The 20980-nt window shown below is 61.4% G+C and carries 8 protein-coding genes (1 of these 8 only partly in view); 5 read left to right on the top strand and 3 right to left on the bottom strand.

The features are described 5' to 3' along the window. Positions 1 to 240 precede the first annotated feature (240 nt). From U6037_RS09450 to U6037_RS09430, 5 genes are all read left to right on the top strand, one after another. Positions 241 to 1611 carry a dipeptidase gene (locus tag U6037_RS09450; RefSeq protein ID WP_322846537.1) on the top strand — a complete coding sequence of 457 codons (1371 nt, stop codon included), beginning with the start codon at positions 241 to 243 and terminating at the stop codon, positions 1609 to 1611. After that, positions 1608 to 2900, top strand: a complete 1293-nt coding sequence (locus U6037_RS09445; protein ID WP_322846536.1) for an aminotransferase class V-fold PLP-dependent enzyme — start codon at positions 1608 to 1610, stop codon at positions 2898 to 2900. The genes U6037_RS09450 and U6037_RS09445 overlap by 4 nt, the downstream gene beginning before the upstream one ends. A gap of 43 nt (positions 2901 to 2943) precedes the next feature. Further along, positions 2944 to 3858 carry a formylglycine-generating enzyme family protein gene (locus U6037_RS09440; RefSeq protein WP_416221708.1) on the top strand — a complete coding sequence of 305 codons (915 nt, stop codon included), beginning with the start codon at positions 2944 to 2946 and terminating at the stop codon, positions 3856 to 3858. Positions 3859 to 4020: 162 nt separating this feature from the next. Then, positions 4021 to 5682: a cyclic peptide export ABC transporter gene (locus U6037_RS09435; RefSeq protein ID WP_322846534.1), complete on the top strand. Its 1662-nt coding sequence runs from the start codon at positions 4021 to 4023 to the stop codon at positions 5680 to 5682. 126 nt (positions 5683 to 5808) lie between these two features. After that, positions 5809 to 9981: an amino acid adenylation domain-containing protein gene (locus U6037_RS09430; RefSeq protein WP_322847301.1), complete on the top strand. Its 4173-nt coding sequence runs from the start codon at positions 5809 to 5811 to the stop codon at positions 9979 to 9981. A 180-nt stretch (positions 9982 to 10161) separates the two neighbouring features. On the opposite strand, the gene U6037_RS09425 is transcribed toward U6037_RS09430, so the two are convergent. The 3 genes from U6037_RS09425 to U6037_RS09415 form a co-directional block, all read right to left on the bottom strand. Next, the gene (locus tag U6037_RS09425; RefSeq protein WP_322846533.1) at positions 10162 to 12642 is read right to left on the bottom strand and encodes a TonB-dependent siderophore receptor; all 2481 of its coding nucleotides are present in this window, start codon (positions 12640 to 12642) and stop codon (positions 10162 to 10164) included. 337 nt (positions 12643 to 12979) lie between these two features. Further along, positions 12980 to 16210, bottom strand: coding sequence for an amino acid adenylation domain-containing protein (locus tag U6037_RS09420; protein ID WP_322846532.1), 3231 nt, complete (start codon positions 16208 to 16210; stop codon positions 12980 to 12982). Then, positions 16207 to 20980 carry the 3' end of a non-ribosomal peptide synthase/polyketide synthase gene (locus U6037_RS09415; protein WP_322846531.1) on the bottom strand. Its footprint extends 8753 nt past the window's final position, so 4774 of the gene's 13527 nt are visible here — the last part of the coding sequence; its start codon lies off the right edge, out of view; the stop codon is at positions 16207 to 16209. Before U6037_RS09415 ends, U6037_RS09420 begins: the two co-directional genes overlap by 4 nt.

Raw genomic sequence — 20980 nt, 5'->3', positions numbered from 1 at the left:
TGTCAGCCATGAAGCAGGCTTTATCCAAGCTAGAACGTTTGTTGCGCGGGTAAATTTATGTGGGTTTGAAAAGATCGCAGCCTTCGGCAGCTCCTACATCGAATGTATATCCCTGCAGGAGCTGCCGAAGGCTGCGATCTTTTAACCTGGCAAGCTAAATTCCACGGCCATCCACTCGTTCTTCCCAGATAGCAAAGGCTTTGCGCCTGCACCTCGATGGCGAACCCGACTGAGATGGCAATGACAAAACCACGTTCGAAAAAGGCTCTATTCATCGGCCTGCCCTTAGCCCTGGCGATCAGCGCCGGTGCAGGCTTTGCCGCTTGGCATCACTGGTTCAAGGACGACCTTGGCTATGACGCCAAGATTGTGAAACAGGCAGATGAACTGCACGAACGCATGCTCTCTTTCGACAGCCATGTCAGCCTGATGCAGAACTTCGGCACCGACGGTCACGAAGCCGACAAGGATGGCTCCGGCCAGTTCGATCTGGCCAAAACCAGTCGCGGTCGCTTGTCTGGCGCGGCGCTGACCATTTTCGGCTGGCCGGAAATGTGGAACGGCCCCGATGCCCCCCACAAACCGACTGCCGGCTTCATCGACGAAGCACGCAACCAGCAGGAAATCCGCTACCGGATCATCTCCGGCATGGTTCGCGACTACCCCAATCAAGTCGCGATCGCCTATACCCCGGACGACATGCGCCGCCTGCACGGCGAAGGCAAGTTCGCGATTTTCATCAGCATGCTCAACGCCTATCCGCTGGGCCATGACTTGAACCTGCTGGACCTGTGGACGGCGCGCGGCATGCGCATGTTCGGCTTCAGCTACATCGGCAACAACGACTGGGCGGATTCGTCTCGCCCACTGCCATTTCTCAATGACTCACCGGACGCCCTCGACGGCCTCTCCGATCTGGGCAAGCAGGCGGTCAAGCGCCTCAATGATCTGGGCGTGATCATCGACGTGTCACAGATGTCGACCAAGGCCCTCGAACAAGTCGCACAACTGAGCCGTACGCCGCTGATTGCCTCGCACTCGGCACCGCGCGCGATGGTCGACATCCCACGCAACCTCAGCGACAAAGAGATGCAGTTGATCAAGAACAGCGGCGGCGTGGTGCAAATCGTCGCGTTCTCGCAGTACCTGCGGCCGCTGACCCAGAAGACCCAGGATCGCCTCAACGAGCTGCGCAAGGAATTCGACTTGCCGCCACTGCCGAACCTGGCGATGGCGCTGATGCCGGGCGACCCGATCATTGCGGCCTGGTCCGAAACGAAATTCGGCCTGTACGCCAGCCGCCTCTACGCGATCCTCGAAGACGAACCGAAGGCCAGCCTCAAGGATTTCGGCGACGCCATCGAATACGCCGTGCGCAAGATCGGCATCGACCATGTCGGCATCAGCTCCGACTTCAATGAGGGCGGCGGCGTCAAAGGTTTCCAGAACGTCGGCGAGATCCGCAATGTCACCGCTGAACTGCTGTCACGCGGTTACTCCGAAGCCGACATCGGCAAACTCTGGGGCGGCAACTTCCTGCGCGTCTGGGATCAGGTCGAAAAAGCCGCGAAACCGGCGCTGGCCAACGCGCAGGGAACGACGCAGCCATGAGTAATCGTCGTGATTTTCTGAAACAGGCCGGACTGCTCGCCGCTGCGCTGCCACTGGGCGCAAGCCTGCCGAACATCGCCAGCGCTGCCGCCACGGCTGCGCCCGCTGCGCCAATGCCGCGCAGCAAGTGGACGCAGTTGCAGCAACTGTTCGACCAGGATCCGGACTACCTGCACTTTTCCAACTTCCTGATCACCTCGCACCCGAAACCGGTGCGCGAAGCGATCGAACGGCATCGCGCCGCCCTCGACAAAAATCCCGGCCTGGCCATGGATTGGGACCTCGGCGTGATCGAGCAGCGCGAGGAAAACGTGCGCGTCTGGGCCGGCCAATACCTGCAAGCCAACGCCAAACAGATCGCCCTGACCGGCAGCACCACTGAAGGTCTGACGATGATTTACGGCGGTGTGCATGTGCGCCCCGATCAGGAAATCCTCACCACCGCCCACGAACACTATGCCACCCACACCATCCTCGCCTTGCGCAAGGAACGTGAAGGCACGCAGGTGCGCAAGATCCGTCTGTTCAAGGATCCGCAGACCGCGACCACAGCCGAAATCCTCGCCGCCATCGACACTGCCATCCGCCCTGAAACCCGCGTGCTGGGCATGTGCTGGGTGCATTCGGGCAGCGGCGTGAAGCTGCCGATCGGTGACATCGGCGCCATCGTCGACAAGCACAACCGTGGCCGCAGCGATGCTGACCGGATCATTTATGTGGTCGACGGCGTGCACGGTTTCGGCGTCGACAACCTGAGCTTCGCGCAGATGAACTGTGACTTCTTCATCGCCGGCACCCACAAGTGGATGTTTGGCCCGCGCGGCACCGGCATCGTCTGCAGCCGTTTCGAGGAGGTCAAATACGTAACGCCGATCACCCCGACCTTCTCCGAGGCCACAGCCTTTTCCACCACCATGACGCCCGGTGGCTATCACTCCTTCGAGTATCGCTGGGCGCTGGACGAAGCCTTCAAGCTGCACCTGCAACTGGGCAAGGCCGAGGTCGAAGCGCGTATCCACGCGCTCAACAGCTACCTGAAGAAGCGCCTGCTGGAACACCCGCAAATCGAACTCGTCACCCCGCTGAGCCCGCAACTGTCGGCCGGTTTTACCTTCTTTCGAGTCAAGGGCCAGGACAGCGACAAAGTCGCCGCGTACCTGATGCAGAACCGCGTGGTTGCCGACGCCGTGAACCGCGATGTGGGTCCGGTGATTCGTACCGCACCGGGCCTGCTCAACGACGAAGCGCAAATCGATCGCTTGATGGCGCTATTGGCCAAACAGCTGTAGGCGCCCCGCTCCCCCGTTTCCTTTCAACCTGTTATCGAGAATCATGATGAACAGTAGTGAACTGCGTAATTTTTCCTTGAAAGCGTTGCCCGCGCTCGGTCTGGCTGCATTGCTCGGTTGTGCCTTGCCGGGGCTGGCGCAAGCGGCCGAACCGCTCAAACCGGGCAAAGTCTTCAAGGACTGCAAGGACTGCCCGGAAATGGTCGTGCTGCCCACCGGCACCTTCACCATGGGCACCCCGGATGACGAAGTCGGCCGCGAGCCGGACGAAGGTCCGATGCACCCGGTGACCTTTGCCAAACCGCTGGCCATCAGTCGTTTCCAGGTGCTCAAAGGGCAATGGGACGCCTACCTCGCCGACACCGGTTATCAGATGCCCGACGGCGACAAACGCCCGGGCCGCGCGTGCAAGGCCGGTATTCCCGACTACGCGGGCAGCGATCCGAAAAAGCAGTACACCGACAAGCATCCGGCGGTGTGCATGGATTTCCCCGAAGCCGAGGCCTACGTCGCCTGGCTGTCGAAGAAAACCGCTAAATCGTATCGACTGGTCAGCGAATCGCTGCGTGAATACGCCGCCCGTGCCGGTAGCACCGGGCCTTTCCCGTTCCCCTTCGATGAGGGCAAGGAATACAGCATCGCCAGACACGCCAACACCTATGGCGCCGCCGACGGCTACAACTTCACCGCGCCGGCGGGCAAGTTCCCGGCCAATGCCTTCGGCGTCTACGACATGCACGGCAACATCTACGAATGGACCGCCGACTGCTACAACGAAAACTATGTCGGCGCGCCGAGTGATGGCAGCGCCTGGCTGACCGGTGACTGCAAGATTCGCCGCATCCGCGGCAACGACTGGGGTGAAGCACCGGTGTTTTCGCGCTCGGGCAACCGCAACGCCACCTACAGCGACACCCGCGGCGACTGGATCGGATTTCGCGTCGCGCGCGATCTGTAAGGACAGCGGTAACGGCAGCCGCCACGGCGGCGCTGGGCGCTCGCTCGTCGCTTCAGCCTCGATAAACCCGTGGTCGGCTAAATCGCCGCCCACGGGTTTCGTCTTTTAACCAGCCCAATCCTTGAAACGATGCCGTTAGCGGCACTAGAAGCGGAAACCTCCATGACCACAAAATCGCGCGGAGCCATCAGTGAAGTCCTCGGCCTGCTCAAGCCTTACCGGGTCGTCGTGGCGCTGTCGATCCTGCTCGGCATGCTCGGTGGCGTCAGCGTCACTGCCCTGCTGGCGACCATCAACAAAGCCCTGAACGGCAGCGGCGTTCCGTCGGCCACCGTACTCCTGACGTTTGCCGGCCTCTGCGCGTTCGCCCTGTTGACTTCGATTCTGTCGGACATCGGCACCAACCATGTCGGCCAGCACATCATCGCCGGCCTGCGTAAATCACTCGGCGAAAAAGTCCTGCTGGCGCCCATCGAGCAGATCGAGAGGTTTCGCAGTCATCGCCTGATTCCGGTGCTGACCCATGACGTCGACACTGTCAGCGATTTCGCGTTTTCCTTTGCGCCACTGGCGATCGCTTTTACCGTCACCCTCGGTTGCCTGGGTTACCTGGCCTACCTGTCCCTGCCGATGTTTGCCCTGCTGTTGATCGCGATCGTGATCGGCACCGTCGTCCAATACATTGCCCGGGCCAAAGGCATCAAAGGTTTCGAAGCGGCGCGCGAAGCCGAAGACGAACTGCAGAAGCACTACAGCGCGATCGCCGCGGGTGCCAAGGAACTGCGTATTCATCGCCCGCGCCGCCAACGCATGTTCAGCCAGCGCATCGAGGGCACGGCGGATTACATCTGCAACACGCACATCCGCTCCATCAACACGTTCGTGGTGGCGAAAACCTTTGGCTCGATGCTGTTTTTCGTGGTGATCGGTCTGGCCCTGGCCCTGCAATCGTTCTGGCTCGGTACCGATAAAGCCGTGCTCAGCGGCTTCGTGCTGGTGCTGCTGTACATGAAAGGCCCACTGGAATACCTGGTCACCACGTTGCCGGTGGTCAGTCGCGCGAACATTGCCTTCAAACGCATCGCCGAGCTGGCCGAACAGTTTTCTTCGCCGGAACCGCACTTGCTCCTGCGCGACTGCGCTGCGGCGAGCAAAACGGCGGTACAACAGTTGCAACTGCATAACGTGCACTACGCCTTCCCGCCGGTTCAAGGCAGCGCAGCGTTCGAGCTGGGGCCGGTCAATCTGGACATCGCGCAGGGTGACATCGTGTTTATCGTCGGCGAGAACGGCGGCGGTAAAACCACCCTGATCAAATTGTTGCTGGGCCTGTATGCGCCACAACGCGGGGAAGTCCTGCTCAATGGCCAGGTGGTCGATGCCCAGGCTCGCGATGACTATCGCCAACTGTTCACCACGATTTTCGCCGACTACTACCTGTTCGATGAACTGGTACAAGGCGACAAACAAGTGCCGGCCGACACCAGCCGCTATCTGGAACGCCTGGAGATTGCGCACAAGGTGAGCATTAACGACGGTGTTTTCAGTACCACCGACCTGTCTACCGGCCAGCGCAAACGCCTGGCGTTGATCAACGCCTGGCTGGAAGAGCGTCCGGTGCTGGTGTTCGACGAATGGGCTGCCGATCAGGACCCGGCCTTCCGGCGCATCTTCTACACCGAGCTGCTGCCGGAGCTGAAACAGATGGGCAAGACCATCATCGTGATCTCCCACGATGACCGCTACTTCGACGTTGCCGATCAGTTGGTGCGGATGGAGGGAGGCCGAGTGGTCACCCACAAGAAGCCCCTCGAGACTGCTTGATCGATTGCACCTTTGCAGCCGGCCGGACGCCCGTCCTGCCGGCCTTCAATCCGAATGTTTATCGCCGTGGACCCGACTGTCGGCAACGCCGTCAGCGCTCACGGTGCTGCCAACCACGAGAGCCCGATGAACGACTTACTCGATGATGAGGTACTGGCGCTGCTGATGGCAGATGCCGGCGAGCAATCCCAAGGCATCATTGCCCGTCCCCACCCGGCCCCGGCCCCCCTCTCCTTCGCGCAACAGCGACTGTGGTTCGTGCAACAGCTGACACCTGACAGTGCCGCCTATAACCTGCCACGCGCCGTGCGCCTCAGCGGTGCCTTGCAAGCACAGCATCTGGAAATGGCGCTGAATAAAGTCATCGAACGCCACGATGTCCTGCGCAGTGCGATCGTCGAGATCGACGGGGTAGCCATGCAGGTGGTCGATGCACACGCAACGCTGCTGCTGGGGTTCGATGATCTGCGCGGCCTGAGCGCTGAAGCGCGCGAACAGCAGATTGCCCAGCGCATTGGCGAAGAGGCCGCCAAGCCCTTCGACCTGAAGCACGCACCACTGATGCGCGCGACACTGCTGCAAGTCGCCGACACGGAGCACTTGCTGTTGCTCAACATGCACCATATCGCCTCGGACGCCTGGTCCAACGCGATTCTGATGCAGGACCTGACCCGCGCCTACGCGCAAGCGGCAATGGGCATGAGCGCGCCACTGCCGCGCCCGGCCATCCAGTACGCCGACTATGCCGACTGGCAACGAGGCGACTATCTGCACAGCCCGGCCTGCAAGACCAGCGCCGAGTACTGGCAGAATTATCTGGGCCAGACGTTGCCGCCGCTGGATCTGCCGGTGGACTTTGCGCGCAACGACCAGCACAGCCATGCGGCCGGCAAACACGACTTCAGCCTGCCCGCCACCTTGGCGCAGGCACTCAATCGCTTCTGCCAGCAGCACGGTTTGACTCCCTTTGTGGTCGCCCTGGGCGCCTGGCAATTGCTCCTGAGCCGCTACAGTGGCCAGGACGATTTCACCGTCGGCGTGCCCAACGCCACACGCAACCGCAGTGAAATTCAGGACCTGGTCGGGTTCTTTGTCAGCACCCAGGTCTATCGCGTGCGGATTGACCCGCAGTTGCCTTGCAAGGACTTTCTGCTGCGGCTGCGCCGCGAATCGCTGGCCGCACTCGACCATGCCGACTATCCGCTGGAACTGAGCTTCGACGACCTGCAACTGCAAAGCAGTCAGCAGATCAATCCGTTGTTCCAGGTGTTGTTCAACTGGCGCACGGACGGCGGCAACTCGGTGCCGCTGAACCTGGGCGAATTGACCCTGGACTTTGTCGATGCCGGCAGCGGGCAGGCGAAATTCGACCTGTCGCTGGACGTCAGTTATTCCCTGAACCGCATCGACGCCAACATCGAATTCAGCCGCGATCTCTACAGCCCCGCCACCATCGAGCGGTTGGCCGGGCATTGGCAGAACCTGTTGCACGCCATCACCGCAAATCCCGAGATTGCCCTGAGCGAATTGCCGCTGCTGAGCGACGCCGAGTGCCGCCAGCAACGCGAACAATGGAACCCAGCCGTTACGACATTGCCGAGCGAAGGCGTGCATCAGCTCTTCGAACGCCAGGCACTGGCCACGCCGCATGCCCTCGCGCTGATTTGCGATGACGTGTGCATGAGCTATGCCCAACTCAACTCGGCAGCCAATGGCCTGGCACAGACCCTGCTCGGCTACGGCGTGGGCCCGGAAGTGCGGGTGGGCATCGCGGTCGAGCGCTCGGCGCGGATGATCGTCAGCCTGCTCGCGGTGCTCAAGGCCGGCGGTGTGTACGTGCCCCTCGATCCCGAATACCCGCAGGAACGCCTGACCTGGATGATCGAAGACAGCGGCCTGAGCGTGCTGCTCAGCCAGCGCTCTTTGCGCCAGCGCCTGCCCTCGGTAGACGCGGTCAGCGTGCTCTGCGTCGACGAACTCGACCTCGCCGACAGCGCGCACAGCGACAATCCGACCTGCCGTACCCATGGCCATAACCTGGCGTATGTGATGTTCACCTCAGGTTCCACCGGTCGACCAAAAGGTGTGGGGATTACCCAGGCGGCGTTGACCCGACACGCGCAAGTCGCCCTGCAATTCCTCGGCCTGACACCCGCCGATCGGTCGCTGCAATTTGCCACGTTCAACTTCGATGCCTTTGTCGAACAACTCTACCCGGCGCTGATCTGCGGCGCATCGGTGGTACTGCGCGGGCCGGAGATCTGGGACAGCGAAACCTGGTACCAGCAGTTGCTCGACAAGCAATTCACGGTCAGCGACCTCACCACCACATACTGGAACATGCTGGCGAGGGATTTTGCCGCCGCCGGTGTCCGTGACTATGGCCCGTTGCGCCAGGTGATCGTGGGCGGCGAAGCCATGCCACCGGAAGGCGTGGCGGCGTGGGGCAAGGCGGGACTTGGCCATGTGCGCCTGCTCAACACCTATGGCCCGACGGAAACCACGGTCAGTGCCACGGTGCTCGATTGCACGGACTACGTCACCGGTCATAAGCCACTGCCGAAAACCATGCCGATCGGCCGCCCCTTGGCTGGACGCGCCATTTACCTGCTGGACAGCGGTGGCCAACCGGTCCCGGTGGGCGTCGTCGGTGAATTGGTGATTGCCGGCGATCTATTGGCCCGGGGCTATTTCCAGCGCCCGGAGCTGACCGCCGAACGCTTCATGCCTGACCCGTTCAGCACGCAGGGCGGGCGTCTGTACCGAACCGGCGATCTGGCGCGCTATCGCGCCGATGGCGTCATCGAATACGTCGGCCGACTCGATCACCAAGTGAAGATTCGCGGCTTCCGTATCGAACTCGGTGAAATCGAATCCTGCCTGCTGCAAATTCCGGCCGTCCGCGAAGCCCTGGTCCTTGCCCGCGAAGGATTGGCCGGGATGCAGTTGATCGGTTATATCGTGCCGAGCGACGGTGATTTGTCGAGTGAACAGCACGATCAACTGCGTGCAGCCCTCAAGGCTGAACTGAAAAGCCGTCTGCCCGCCTACATGGTGCCGAGCCATCTGCTGGTGCTGGAAGCCATGCCCGTCAGCCCGACAGGCAAGCTTGATCGCAAGGCGTTGCCGCTGCCTGACATCAGTCAATCGGAGACCCGCTTCAAGGCCCCGGAAACTGCATTGGAGCAAGCGCTGGCCGAACTCTGGCAGGAAACCCTGCACGTTGACCGGGTCGGCCTCGACGACAACTTCTTCGAACTGGGCGGGCATTCGATTCTGGCCATCCAGTTTATTGCCGCACTCAATGCGCGCCTGGGGATCAAACTCGCTTTGCAGCAAATGCTCGCCCACGCCACCGTCGAAGCCCTGGCGCAATTCATTGCCATGGAACACCAGCAGCAAGCCCAATGCGTGGTGGAACTTTCCGCCTCGGCCACCAGCGCCCCGCCGCTGTTCTGCCTGCATCCCAGCGGCGGCATCGTGTTCTGCTACCAACCGTTGGCCAAACGCCTGAGCAAACACGCGCGCACTTTCGGCGTGATGCACACAGGCTTCGCCGACAAACACGCCCACGCCCAGACATGGGCGCAAATGATCGCTGATTACACCCGACAGATTATCGATAAACAGGCTGACGGCCCGTATCGTTTGATGGGCTGGTCGCTCGGCGGCTCCATCGCCATGGACATCGCCGCCGAACTGGAGCGTCAGGGGCGTGAAGTGAGCTTTCTCGGTCTGGTCGATACCACACTGCCGGACAGCCTGTTGCCGGCCGATCTGCCGCGCAAACCGCTGGAAGAAGAAAATCCCGAGTACTTCAGCGCACAAAATGAACTGGCGACGGCCGTGGAAATGTTCAGCCTGATGTTCGCGCATCTGCACGAGCCGGCGGCACGCTTCCTCGCCGAAAACCCGCAAACCGATCTCAAGGCTTTCTACCAGTGGGCCAGCCAACAGGCCGCTACCAGCGAACAGGAAATGGTGGCGACGCTGGACGCCATCAAACAGGAAATCATGAACGCCCAGGCGTTCGAGATTCATGACCGACTGGTGAAATCCTACGACGCTTTCATGCTGCCGACGCTCAAGGTCGAGGCGAGTTGCTGGTGGTCGCTGTCGCACAAGACCCTGGAGCAGGTGTTGCACTCGGAACAGGTGCTGCGTGAACACACCGTCAGCGGACGACTGCAAGGCTCGGTGCATTCCACCCTGCCCCACCGCAGCATGATTTACGGTGAGTCGTTGCTTGAGTCCTTTGAAGCGGTGTTCCTGACGTGTGAGGCGGCACTGAACAACTGACTTTCATACGGGCAAACAAAAACGCAGAAGCGCTGGCTTCTGCGTTTTTTTTGCCTGATTTGCCACATAACCTGTGGGCGTTGCGCCCACCGCGATTCACCTGCCGACGGCATGCAAAAAAAACGGCCCACGCCCTCTTTCGAGGAGCGTGGGCCGCTTCGGTGAAGGCCCTTCAGTGCATCAGAACTTTGGGGTCCACTTCACGGAGAACATCAGGTTGCGTGGATCACCGAAGTTGTTGTTGCCGTCGAGCTGGTTGTAACCGGCCGCAATGTACTTCTTGTCGAACAGGTTGTTGGCGTTCACGGCCAGACCGACTTCCGGTGTCAGCTGGTAACCGACACGGGCGTTCCATACGGTGTAACCCGCGACATCGTAGGTCCCTTCGTAGCCCAGCGTATGGCTCTGAGTGGTGAAGCCCAGACCGGTACTGACACGATCCCACTCACCCGGCAACTGGTAGTTGGCCCACATGCGCAGCATGTGTTTTGGCGTCCAGGTGCTGAACACGCGACCTTCGTTGATCGGGTCTTTGAGGTACTTGGTGGTGTTGTAGGTGTAACCGGCGAACAGTTGCAGGTCTTCCACCACTTCGCCGCTGATCTCGGCGTCGATACCCTGGCTGCGCACTTTGCCCGAGGCCGTCGAGCAGTACGAACCGTCGCACTCGAAGCCACCGGCAATGTCGTTGACCGCACGGTTTTCCTGGTCGTAGCGGAAGAGTGCCAAGGAGGTGTTGACCCGGCCGTCCATCAGCTCGCCCTTGAGACCGATTTCGTAGTTGCTGCCGATGACCGGTTTGAGCACGGTGCCACCGGCATCGCGGTTGGTCTGCGGCTGGAACACGTCGGTGTAACTGGCGTAGACCGCCCACTCGCGGCTCAGGTCATAGACGATACCGGCGTAAGGCGTGACTTCCCCGGTTTCGGTCGCGGTGCTTGGGTCGTTCTTGGTGATGCCGCCGAACGAGGATTGCGCCTTGGATTTGTAGCTGAAGTCATACCAGCTGACACGGGAGCCGAGCACCAAAGTCAGATCGTCGATCGGCTTGACGCGCCAGGTGCCGTACAGGCCTTTCTGGCGGACGTCGTATTTACTCAGCGTGCCGCGACCACCCGAAGCGATCAGGCTGTCGTAGTTGATATCGGGACGGTCATTGTTGACGCCGAAAATCGTGTCGCTACTGTTGCTGAAGGTACGGGCGAGCTGATCGTCCGTTTCGAGCTGGGAAAAGTTACCGCCCAACATCACTTCCTGCTGCATCGACAAGGCTTCGAACTTGCCGTTCAGGTTCATGTCGATACCGACTTTTGTCGAGTCGAAATCGGTCACGAAGTTGGCGTACTGCACGCCGCTGCCATCCGGTTCCAGACCGTCGCCGGCACTTTGCACGCGCTGGTTTTTCGCCTTGTTGCTCTCGGTCATGCGCACCGCACCGACCTTGAGTGCCCAGTCTTCGTTGAAGCGATGTTCGAGGTCGGCGTAAAGCGTGGTGACGTCGATGTCGGAACTGTTCCAGCGGGCACCGGTGTAGGTGGAGCGCGAGACATCCGGCATCTTGCCGTCAGCGTAACGTGGCAGGCCACGAATCATCGGACGCGAATCACCGTCGGAACGGCTGACGGCCAGGCCCAGGGTGGTGTCTTCGCTCAGGTCGAAGTCCAGCGAGCCATACAGCGACAACGTCCGGCTCCAGTCGTGATCAATGAACGAGTTGCTTTGATCCTGATCGGCCACCAGGCGACCGCGGATGGTGCCGGCCTGGTTCAGCGGGCCGCCCGCGTCTACCTGCAGACCGTAATGGTCCCAGGAACCCGCCTTGGCGGTCACGGACACAGTCGGTGCAGCCTGGCCGCGCTTGCGCACCAGGTTGATGGCGCCACCCGGGCTGCCAGTGCCTTGCAGCAATCCGGAAGCACCGCGCAGGATTTCCAGGCGATCGAAAAACACCAGATCCTGAGTCGCCCAGTTACCCAGCGAATAGGTGTTGCGTGGAATCGGTACGCCATCGTACTGCCAGTCATCGATCTGGAAACCGCGCGAGGAGATGATCAACCCCTTGCCGACGCCCTGCAGACCCACGACACCGGTGGTCTGGTTCAGCGCATCCTTGAGGTCGACCAGGTCCTGGTCGTCCATCTGCTTGCGGGTCATCACGGTGACCGACTGGGGTATTTCCTTGAGGGTGTGGGTGCCCTTGCCAATCGTCACAGCGTTGGAGGTGTAGGAGTTGCTGCCTTCGGTGGTTGCGCCGACCTGATGTGCGCTGATGTTGGTCGCGCCCAGCTCCAGGCCTTGAGTGTTGCTGCCCCGCACCAGCATCAGGGTGTTGCCCTCGACGCTGTAGCGCACGTCGGTGCCCTTGAGCAATTCGGCGATGGCCGCCTGCGGGCTCATCTTGCCGCTGACGGCGTGGCTTCTGAGCCCGGCCATGTCGTCAGCGTTGTAGATCACTTGCTGGTTGGTCTGCTGACCGAACGCCTGCAGCGCTTGTGGCAACGATTGCGCCGGGATATTGATGCTGACGCTTTCAGCCATCACCTGAGCGCTCAAAGGCAATACACAGACCAGCCCCAGACCCGTCAACACTCGGCGTGAACGCAGGCCGCGGGACATGACGAGTGCCTTGAACAAAGGTTTCAACTCATGAATTGCTGACATCGTGCTCTCTATTATTGGTAGAAGTGAAAGTCCATTGGGCCGACGGGCCCGCCGCTGTCTGCACACGTGAACCGCACACTGTCGCGGGCCCTGCGGGCGACCTGGCAGTGCATGGCGATCTGCCCCTCCCCGGGCTCGATCATCTGGCTGGACATCGGCGAAATATTTTCTGCTGAACAAACCGGTGCATTGGCGGCCCTGCCTGACACGATTTGCCCACATACCCTATTAAGACGCAGCACCTCCAAAAAACCGGAATGAGTTTATTTATCATTAACGCAAAAAGTTAAAAAAAAGGCCGACGCTGGTGGGCGACGGCCTTTTGTTTCTTCCTGTGTCAGCTGGTTTGCGCAGCCTTGGCGGCCTGCAACTGTCGCGCCTGCTCGGCCAGACGGGCCTTTTCCTCAGGACTCATGGCCTCCATACGCAGGCGTACCTGAGCCATTTTCTCCAACTGCCCCGGGCTGCTTTCCACCGCCCGCAACGCCAGCGCCAACGACGCTACGGTTGGATGATCGAAAACCAGTCCCGGATGGATTTCGCATTGCAGCAACTTGCGAATACCGGCCACCAGTTTGATCACCAACAACGAATGGCCTCCGGCCGCGAAAAAGTCGCGCTCGATGCTCAAGCGTTCAAGCCCAAGCAGTTGCGCCATGCGCACGGCGAGCAATTGCTCAAGTGCATCACGCGGCGCAACGCCTTCGTCATCCGCTGCCGTAGCGGCCAATTGTTGCAGCGCCTTGCGATCGATCTTGCCGTTGGCCAGCCGTGGAAAACGCTCGATCAGTTGCAGATGCTGCGGCACCATCACGGCGGGCAGACGCGCACTCAGTTCGGCGCGTGCAGTGTCGAGCAGACTCGCTGTGGCGCCCTGCTGCGGCACGATAAACGCCAGCAGACCTTGCTCGGCCGACGCGGCAGGCAGCACCAGCGCTTCGGCAACCGCCGGCAGGCGCAGCAACTCGGCTTCGATTTCCGCGAGTTCGATACGGAACCCGCGCACCTTGACCTGCTGATCACGTCGACCGTGCAACTGGATCGCTCCGTCGGTGCGGTAACGCGCCAGATCTCCGCTGCGATACAAACGCTGCGCCGCATCGAACGGACTCTGGATGAACGTCTGCGCATCGGCCTCGGCATTCAGATAACCACGGCACAATTGCGCACCGCCCAGGTACAACTCGCCCAGCACCCCGACGGGCGCCAGACGCAAATCAGCGTCCAGCACATACACCTGATTGTTGCCCAGCACCTGGCTCAGCGCCGAGCAATCGCTGGCCGTGCCGTCCAGGGTCAGTGGATGGATCATCACGCCCACCGTGGTTTCGGTCGGGCCATAGTGGTTGAACACCCGACAATCACTGCGCAGCCGCGCAATGCGCTCGATCAGCGTCGGCGCAATCGGTTCGCCGCCCAGCACCAGCGTGTGCGGCAAGGTTGCCTGCTCATTGTCGAGCAGCGCCGCAAGGTGCGACGGGACGATTTTCAGGCAGTCGACCTGATGCTGCTGCAGGTAGTCGGCGAATAATGCGCCGTCCTGCATTTGCGCATCACTGGCGACGTGCAGGGTTGCCCCATTGAACAGCGCACCGAACAACGCCGTGTTGCCCAGATCTGCCGCGACCGTAGAACTGAAACCGATGTTTTTGCATCGCTCCAGACCCAGCGCCTGACTGGCCTGAGCGACGTAGTTGAGCAATTGCCGATGTTCGATCACCACACCTTTCGGCACACCGGTAGAACCGGAGGTGAACAACACATAAGCAATGTCGGAGCCTTGCGCCGCGAGCGCCGGCAACGGCGCGCTCGAGGCACCGAGTTCTGCCAGCGTCAGCGCTTGGTACGGCTGATCCTGCCAGGCCGTCAGGTGCGCCGCATCGGTCAACAACAGCGCGGCGCCGGCCTGTTCCAGCATCAACGCCTGACGCGCCTGTGGCCACTGCACATCCAGCGGCAGATACGCGCAACCGAGGCGCCAGCTCGCCAACATCGCGATCACCAGATCCGCCGAGCGTGGCAACGCCAGCGCAATGATCGAACCTGCGCTGACACCTTGATGGTTCAAACCCTCAGCGGCGCTTTCGACGCGGGCCTGCAACTGGCCGTAGCTCAAAGACTGCTCAGCGTCGGTCAAGGCAATGGCGTGCGGCGTACGCAGCGCCAGATCAGCAATGCGCTGGGGCAGATAACGCTGATCAGCCAGCGCCTGTATCGCCGGATTGATTGCCAGCAAGCGCTGTTCGGCGGCGCGACTGAGCAGGTTGAGTTGCGCCAGTGTTGTGTGTGGTGCATCGACAACCGCGCTCAACAGCACGCCAAACTGTTCCAGTACGGCGTTGGCTGCCGCTGGCGAATAGCGCGAAGCGGCGTACTGCAGACCAGCGCCGGCAAGACGCTGGTTTTCGTCCAGCTGCACTTGCAACAACAACTCGAAAGCATCCGGTTGCACCTGCACGGCGTCAGCCACGCTCCAGCGCAGACCGCCGCTGCTCGCGGCAACACCGATCTGGCCAAGGCTGAAACCGTAGGCCGGACGTGCTGCGTCGGGCGCCAGTTCCGGCGTCCAGTACTCCTGCCAGGTGCGATGTTCTTCGACACGCGCGGCCAATGGCCCCAGCCAGTCACTGAAGCGCGCGCTGCCAGGCAGTTCCAGCGAGAGCGGCAAGCTTTTCTCGAACACGCCAACGGCGTTGGCGAAATACTCATAGTCGGCACGGCTGTCATGCCGCAGACCGACCAGTACCTGATCGAGCCCGCTCAAACGCCCCAGCAACACCCACCACGCGCCTTGCAACAACGTGGCGACTGGCTGACCGAGCTGCTCGGCCAGCGCTTGCAGAGCATCACGCTGCGCCGACTGCAGACTCAGCGATACGCACGTATCGGCGGCACTCACTTCGAGGCCGGTGCTACGAGCGGCCAGCCATGGCGTAGCGATATCGGCCTGCACACCTTGCAGGTGCTGCTGCCAGTAGGTACGCGCGGTGACGGCGTCTTCATCGAGCACCACCTCACTGCGCCATTCCAGATACTGGGCGAATTCCCCCGACTCTTCGTCTTCGGTTGGCTGAACCCCGGCGTACGCTTGCTGCACTTGTTGCAGCACAAGGTTCAACGATGGCGCGTCGGCACTGTAGCGAGCAATGCCCAGCACCAGTTGCCATTGCTGTGACGCCAGTCGATACAGCACCGCCTGGACACTGGCCGATTCGCCGACGACAAAGGCGCGTTCCAGCGATTCGCTGATTTGCGCCTCAACGTCCCCGGCGCGTTGCTCGCCGGCATGGATCGTCAGCGGGAAGCGTCCGGCGTCGGCCGCAGCCTGACGCAAACCGTGGAAACCGCTGACCTTGTCCAGCCGCGCCAACAGCATCGGCTGTTGTGCCAGCACGCTATCGAACGCGGCCTGCAAACGTTGCGGATCAAGATCACCGTCAATGACAACGCTGAGCCAGCGCATGGCCTCGCCACAGGTGGCGGTGTTCGACAGGCGCTCAAGCAGCGCCTGTTGCTCAGGCGTCAGGGCGAAACCCGGATCCTGCACGTCCTTCATGACTTCGCTCATGCGCCGCTTTCCTCGGTATTCAATGCCGCCCGGGCGTTGCTGGCCGGGCGCTCCAGGCTGCTGTGGTCGTACATGTCACCCATGGCGACGACAATCTTGCGCGGGCCCTCGAACGGATCGCGGGCATGTGCCACCAGCATGTTGTCGAGCAAAATGGCGTCGCCTTTCTGCCAGTCGAACCGCACGGCGCACTCTTCGTACAGCTCGCCAATGCGCTGCATCACGTCGTCTTCGATCGGTGTGCCGTCGCCGTAATACACATGACGCGGCATGCGCTCGGCGCCGAACATCGACAGCAGGTCTTCACGCACATCCGGCTCCAGCCAATAGATGTGGTGCAACTGCACCTGATTGAAGAATGACTTGGCGCCGGTGATCGGGTGACGAATGATCGCTGGCCCCGGAGTACGGGTTTGCAGTTCGTTGTTGTCGAGCCAGCGCCACTCGATACCGCCCGCGCGGCAGCGGGCTTCGACTTCGGCACGGTCTTCGGTCTTGAAGAAGTGCTGCCACGACACGTCGAGGTTGTCGGTGAAGGTGCGCACATACAACAACCCCTTGGACTCGAACTTGTCACGCAGGTCTGCCGGCAGTTTTTCGTACATCAAGCGGCAGTCGACTACCGGCGTTGCACCGCCGACCGGCGCCGCTTGCTCGCAATAGAACATCTGCTTGCGCGGCCAGCGATCCTGATGCGAGCTCTCGTTGTGGAACAGGATCATCTTGCGTTCCGGGTACGGCGTGGAGCGATAGGTGTTCTTGCCGCCCTCCTTCTTCGGCAGATCGCCGTATTGACCGTACAGGCCCGGATGAATCGCTTCGGCGAACGCTTCAAAACCCTGAATGCCATCGAGCTCGAAACCGCGGAAGAGAATGCCGGCGTGGGTCGCCAGTTTTTCTTCGATCAGCGGCCGGTTGTGCTTGATCCACTCGATCAAATCCAGCTGCGCCTCGTTCGGTTCCATCAACAGCGGGAAAGGCTGCGGCGCAGCGATCAGCGATTCGCGGATCGGCGCCGGGCGAACCTTGGCCACCGGGGCGGCGCCACGTTTGAGGAACTTGCCCAGTTTGTCGGCCTTGGGCCCGGGGGCAGCGGGTTTGGCGGCCACTGCTAAATTGTCGACTGGCATGCTGATAGCTCCCAATTGAATGTCCTGATCAGCGACGATCTGTTCCAACAGGGCTATCCAGGCCTTCACCAGGTACTGAATGCGCTCGTGTCCGAACAAGGTTGTGGCGAATTGCCAATTACCCAGCAATTGCCCTTCTTCTTCGTCAACGAACAATGCCATGTCGAATTTAGAATGGCTCTGCAGCGCCGCCAGTGGTTCGACGCTCAAACCGCCCATGGATTGGGTGCGGCCCGGCAGGTTGTTCATCACGAACAACACCTGCACCAACGGGTTCATGCCCTTGTGACGCGGCACGCCGCAGGATTCGACGATCATGTCCAGCGGCAGGTCCTGATGCTCCAGCGCGCCGAGCAAGGTGTCCTGAGTGCCCGCGAGGAAAGTCGAGAACGCCGTGTCGGCCGAGAAGCGCGAACGCAGCGGCAAGACGTTGACGAAGAAGCCGATCAGTTGCTCCAGCTGCGCCTGCTCGCGCCCGGCGACGTCGGCGCCGACCAACACGTCGTCGCCGCCGCTGAATTGATGCAACAGCACCTGGAACGACGCCAGCAGCGTGCTGTACAGCGTCACCCCGGCGTCATTGGCAACCTTGCGCAAGGCCTGACTCAAATCCTTCGGCAGATGGAACTGCACGGCATCACCGTCGTACGACGCCACCGGCCCTCGCGGGGTGTCCAGCGGCAGGTTGAGCTGCCCGCTGTAGCCACTGAGCCTCTCTCTCCAGTAATCCGCCTGCTGGCCGAGAATCCCTCGGCGTTCCAGCTCCTGTTGCCACAGGGCAAAGTCCGAGTACTGCACTTCCAGCGCCGGCAACGACGCGGCAGCACCGGCCTTGCTCAACTCATAGATCTGCACCAGCTCATTGATCAATACGCCCATCGACCAACCGTCAGAAATGATGTGATGCATGGAGAACAACAGCACATGCTCGGTCGGCGACAGATGCAGGATGCGCCCGCGCCACAATGGTGCCTGCTCCAGATCGATCGGCGTTCGCGCGTTATCCAGCGCGGCCTGCGCCACCTGTTCTTCCTGGGCACTGCGCGACAGACCGGACAAATCGAGCAACGGGAAGTCGACGTCGACCTGCTCGGCAATCAGCGCAATCGGATCACCTTCGTCATCCTGCGAGTACGCGGTGCGCAACACCTCATGACGGCGCACCACTTCGGCAAAACTGCTCATGAAGCGCTCGACCGACAGCTCACCGCGCAAGCGCAAGGCCAGCGGCATGCCGTAGGCCGAGCTGCCGCCGGACAATTGTTCGGCGACCCACAAACGACGTTGCACCAACGACAGCGGTGCCGTCGACTTGGCGCCCCAGGCCTTCAGTGGAACGGCCTGACTGGCCGCCCCGCCGAGGGCCGGCGTCTGTTCCGCGGCCATCCAGGTGGCCAGATCCTTGAGGCGCGGATAGTTGAACAGGTCGCGCAGGCTCAACGTGCCGCCGGTCAAATGGCGCAAACGCGAGACTGCCTGAGTGGCCAGCAGCGAGTGCCCGCCCAGTTCGAAGAAATGATCCTCGCGGCTGACCTGATCGAGCTCCAGGACGTTCTGCCAGATGGCTGCGATCTGCTGTTCCAGTTCACCGACCGGGGCAACGAAATCACCCGCCGCGACAAACGCGTCGACGCTCGGCAAGGCTTTGCGGTCGACCTTGCCATTCGGCGTCAGCGGCAGGCTGGCGAGGAACAGCACGTGCGCCGGAATCATGTAGTCCGGCAGGTGCACCTTGAGTTGCGTCTTCAGCGCTTCGCGCAGAACGGCTTGCGCGGCTGCATCGGCGCTGGCCACGGTCGCATCATCGACCACCACATACGCCACCAGTTGATGGCTGGAGGCGATCGGTTGCGCCACCACCAGTGCCTGGCTGACGTTGTCGATCTGCAACAGACGCGCTTCGATTTCGCCCAGCTCGATACGGAAACCGCGCACCTTCACCTGGTGATCGATACGCCCGACGTATTGCAACGTGCCGTCGCCCAGATAACGGGTCAGGTCGCCGGTGCGGTACATACGCTCGCCATTGCCGGCGAACGGATTGGGCACGAATTTCTCTGCGGTCATCGCCGCCCGGCCCAGATAGCCACGGCTGAGGCCGGCACCGGCCAGGTACAACTCCGCCGACACACCCTGCGGTGCCGGTTGCAGATCGCCGCCCAGCACATAACTGGCGGTGCGGATCATCGGTCGACCGATGTTCGCCGTGCCGCCTGCCTCTCGACGGGTCCAGGTGGAGTAAACGGTATCTTCCGACGGGCCGTACAAGTCGAAGATATCGGCGATGGTTGCCTGTTGATAAAGCGTGTCCACGAGGTTCTGCTTCAGCGCTTCGCCGCACAGGTTGATGATGCGTACGCTGGCAGGAATATCGCCAGAGTCTTGCAAGGCATTGATTGCCGACGGCACGGTATTGATCAGGCGCACCTGATCGCGCGCCGGCAAGTGCGGCAACTCCAGCGCGTTGCGCGCAATGATCAACGAACCGCCATTGGCCAGGGTGACAAACAGCTCCCACACCGACAGGTCGAAACACACCGACGTCGAAGCGAGCACACCTTGAATGTCCTCGCGGCTGTAGAGATGCTTCGACCAGTCGCTGAGCGCCATGATGTTGGCATGGCTGATCGATACGCCTTTGGGCTTGCCGGTGGAACCAGAGGTGTAAATCACGTAGGCAAGATTGTTCACACTCACGTCGGTGACCGGCGCGAGCGTGCTGTAGGCCGAGAGATCCAGTTGATCCAGGAGCAACACTTGCATGTCGCTGGCGAGCGACAGGGTGGCGGCTACATCGGTTTCGGTCAGCAGCACGCGAGCGCGGCTGTCTTCAAGCATGTAGGCGACCCGATCCGCCGGGTAATCCGGGTCCAGCGGCACGTACGTGCCACCAGCCTTGAGGACCGCGAGCAATGCCACCAGCAGATTGTCGGAGCGCTGCATGGCCACACCGACGCGGATTTCCGGAGCGACGCCGATGCTGATCAAACGATGCGCCAGGCGATTGGCCCGGGCATCGATATCGCCATAACTGAAGGACTGCTGGCCGAACGTCACGGCGCGCGCGTCCGGCTGGGCAGCGACCTGACGCTCGATGGCCTGGTGAATGCAAATCGGCTCAAGGTCAGCGGTTGCCTGCGGGTTCCAGTCACGCAGAATACGTTGCTCGTCGCCTTCCTCCAGCAAGTTCCACTCGCCCAGGCAGGCATCGGCGCTGGCGTGCATGCCGCGCAACAGTTGCTGCAACTGCGTTGCCAGTTTGACCACGGTGGCGGCGGCAAAGCTTGTGTGCTGATAGCTGAAGTGCACGGTCAATTGCTGATCGAGGTTGACCATCAACGTCAGCGGATAGTTGGTCTGCTCATACCGGTCAACCTCGCCAAAGCGCAGGTCAGCCGATTCGGCTTGCTGCAAGGCTTCGGCAATCGGGTAGTTCTCGAACACCAGAATGTTATCGAACAACGCCTCACCGCTCTGCCCTGCCCAACGCTGAATATCGAACAGCGGTGTGTGCTCTTGCTCGCGCAGCAACAGGTTCTGTGCCTGCACCTGTTGCAGCCATTGCGGCAACGACTGTTCGGCACGTGGGCTGGCAATGATCGGCAAGGTGTTGATGAACAGACCGATCTGCCCTTCGACG

Source organism: Pseudomonas sp. B33.4 (genome assembly GCF_034555375.1).
GTDB lineage: Bacteria > Pseudomonadota > Gammaproteobacteria > Pseudomonadales > Pseudomonadaceae > Aquipseudomonas.
The sequence above is the reverse complement of the archived record's forward strand: the minus strand, read 5'-3'. Positions and strand labels throughout refer to the sequence as shown.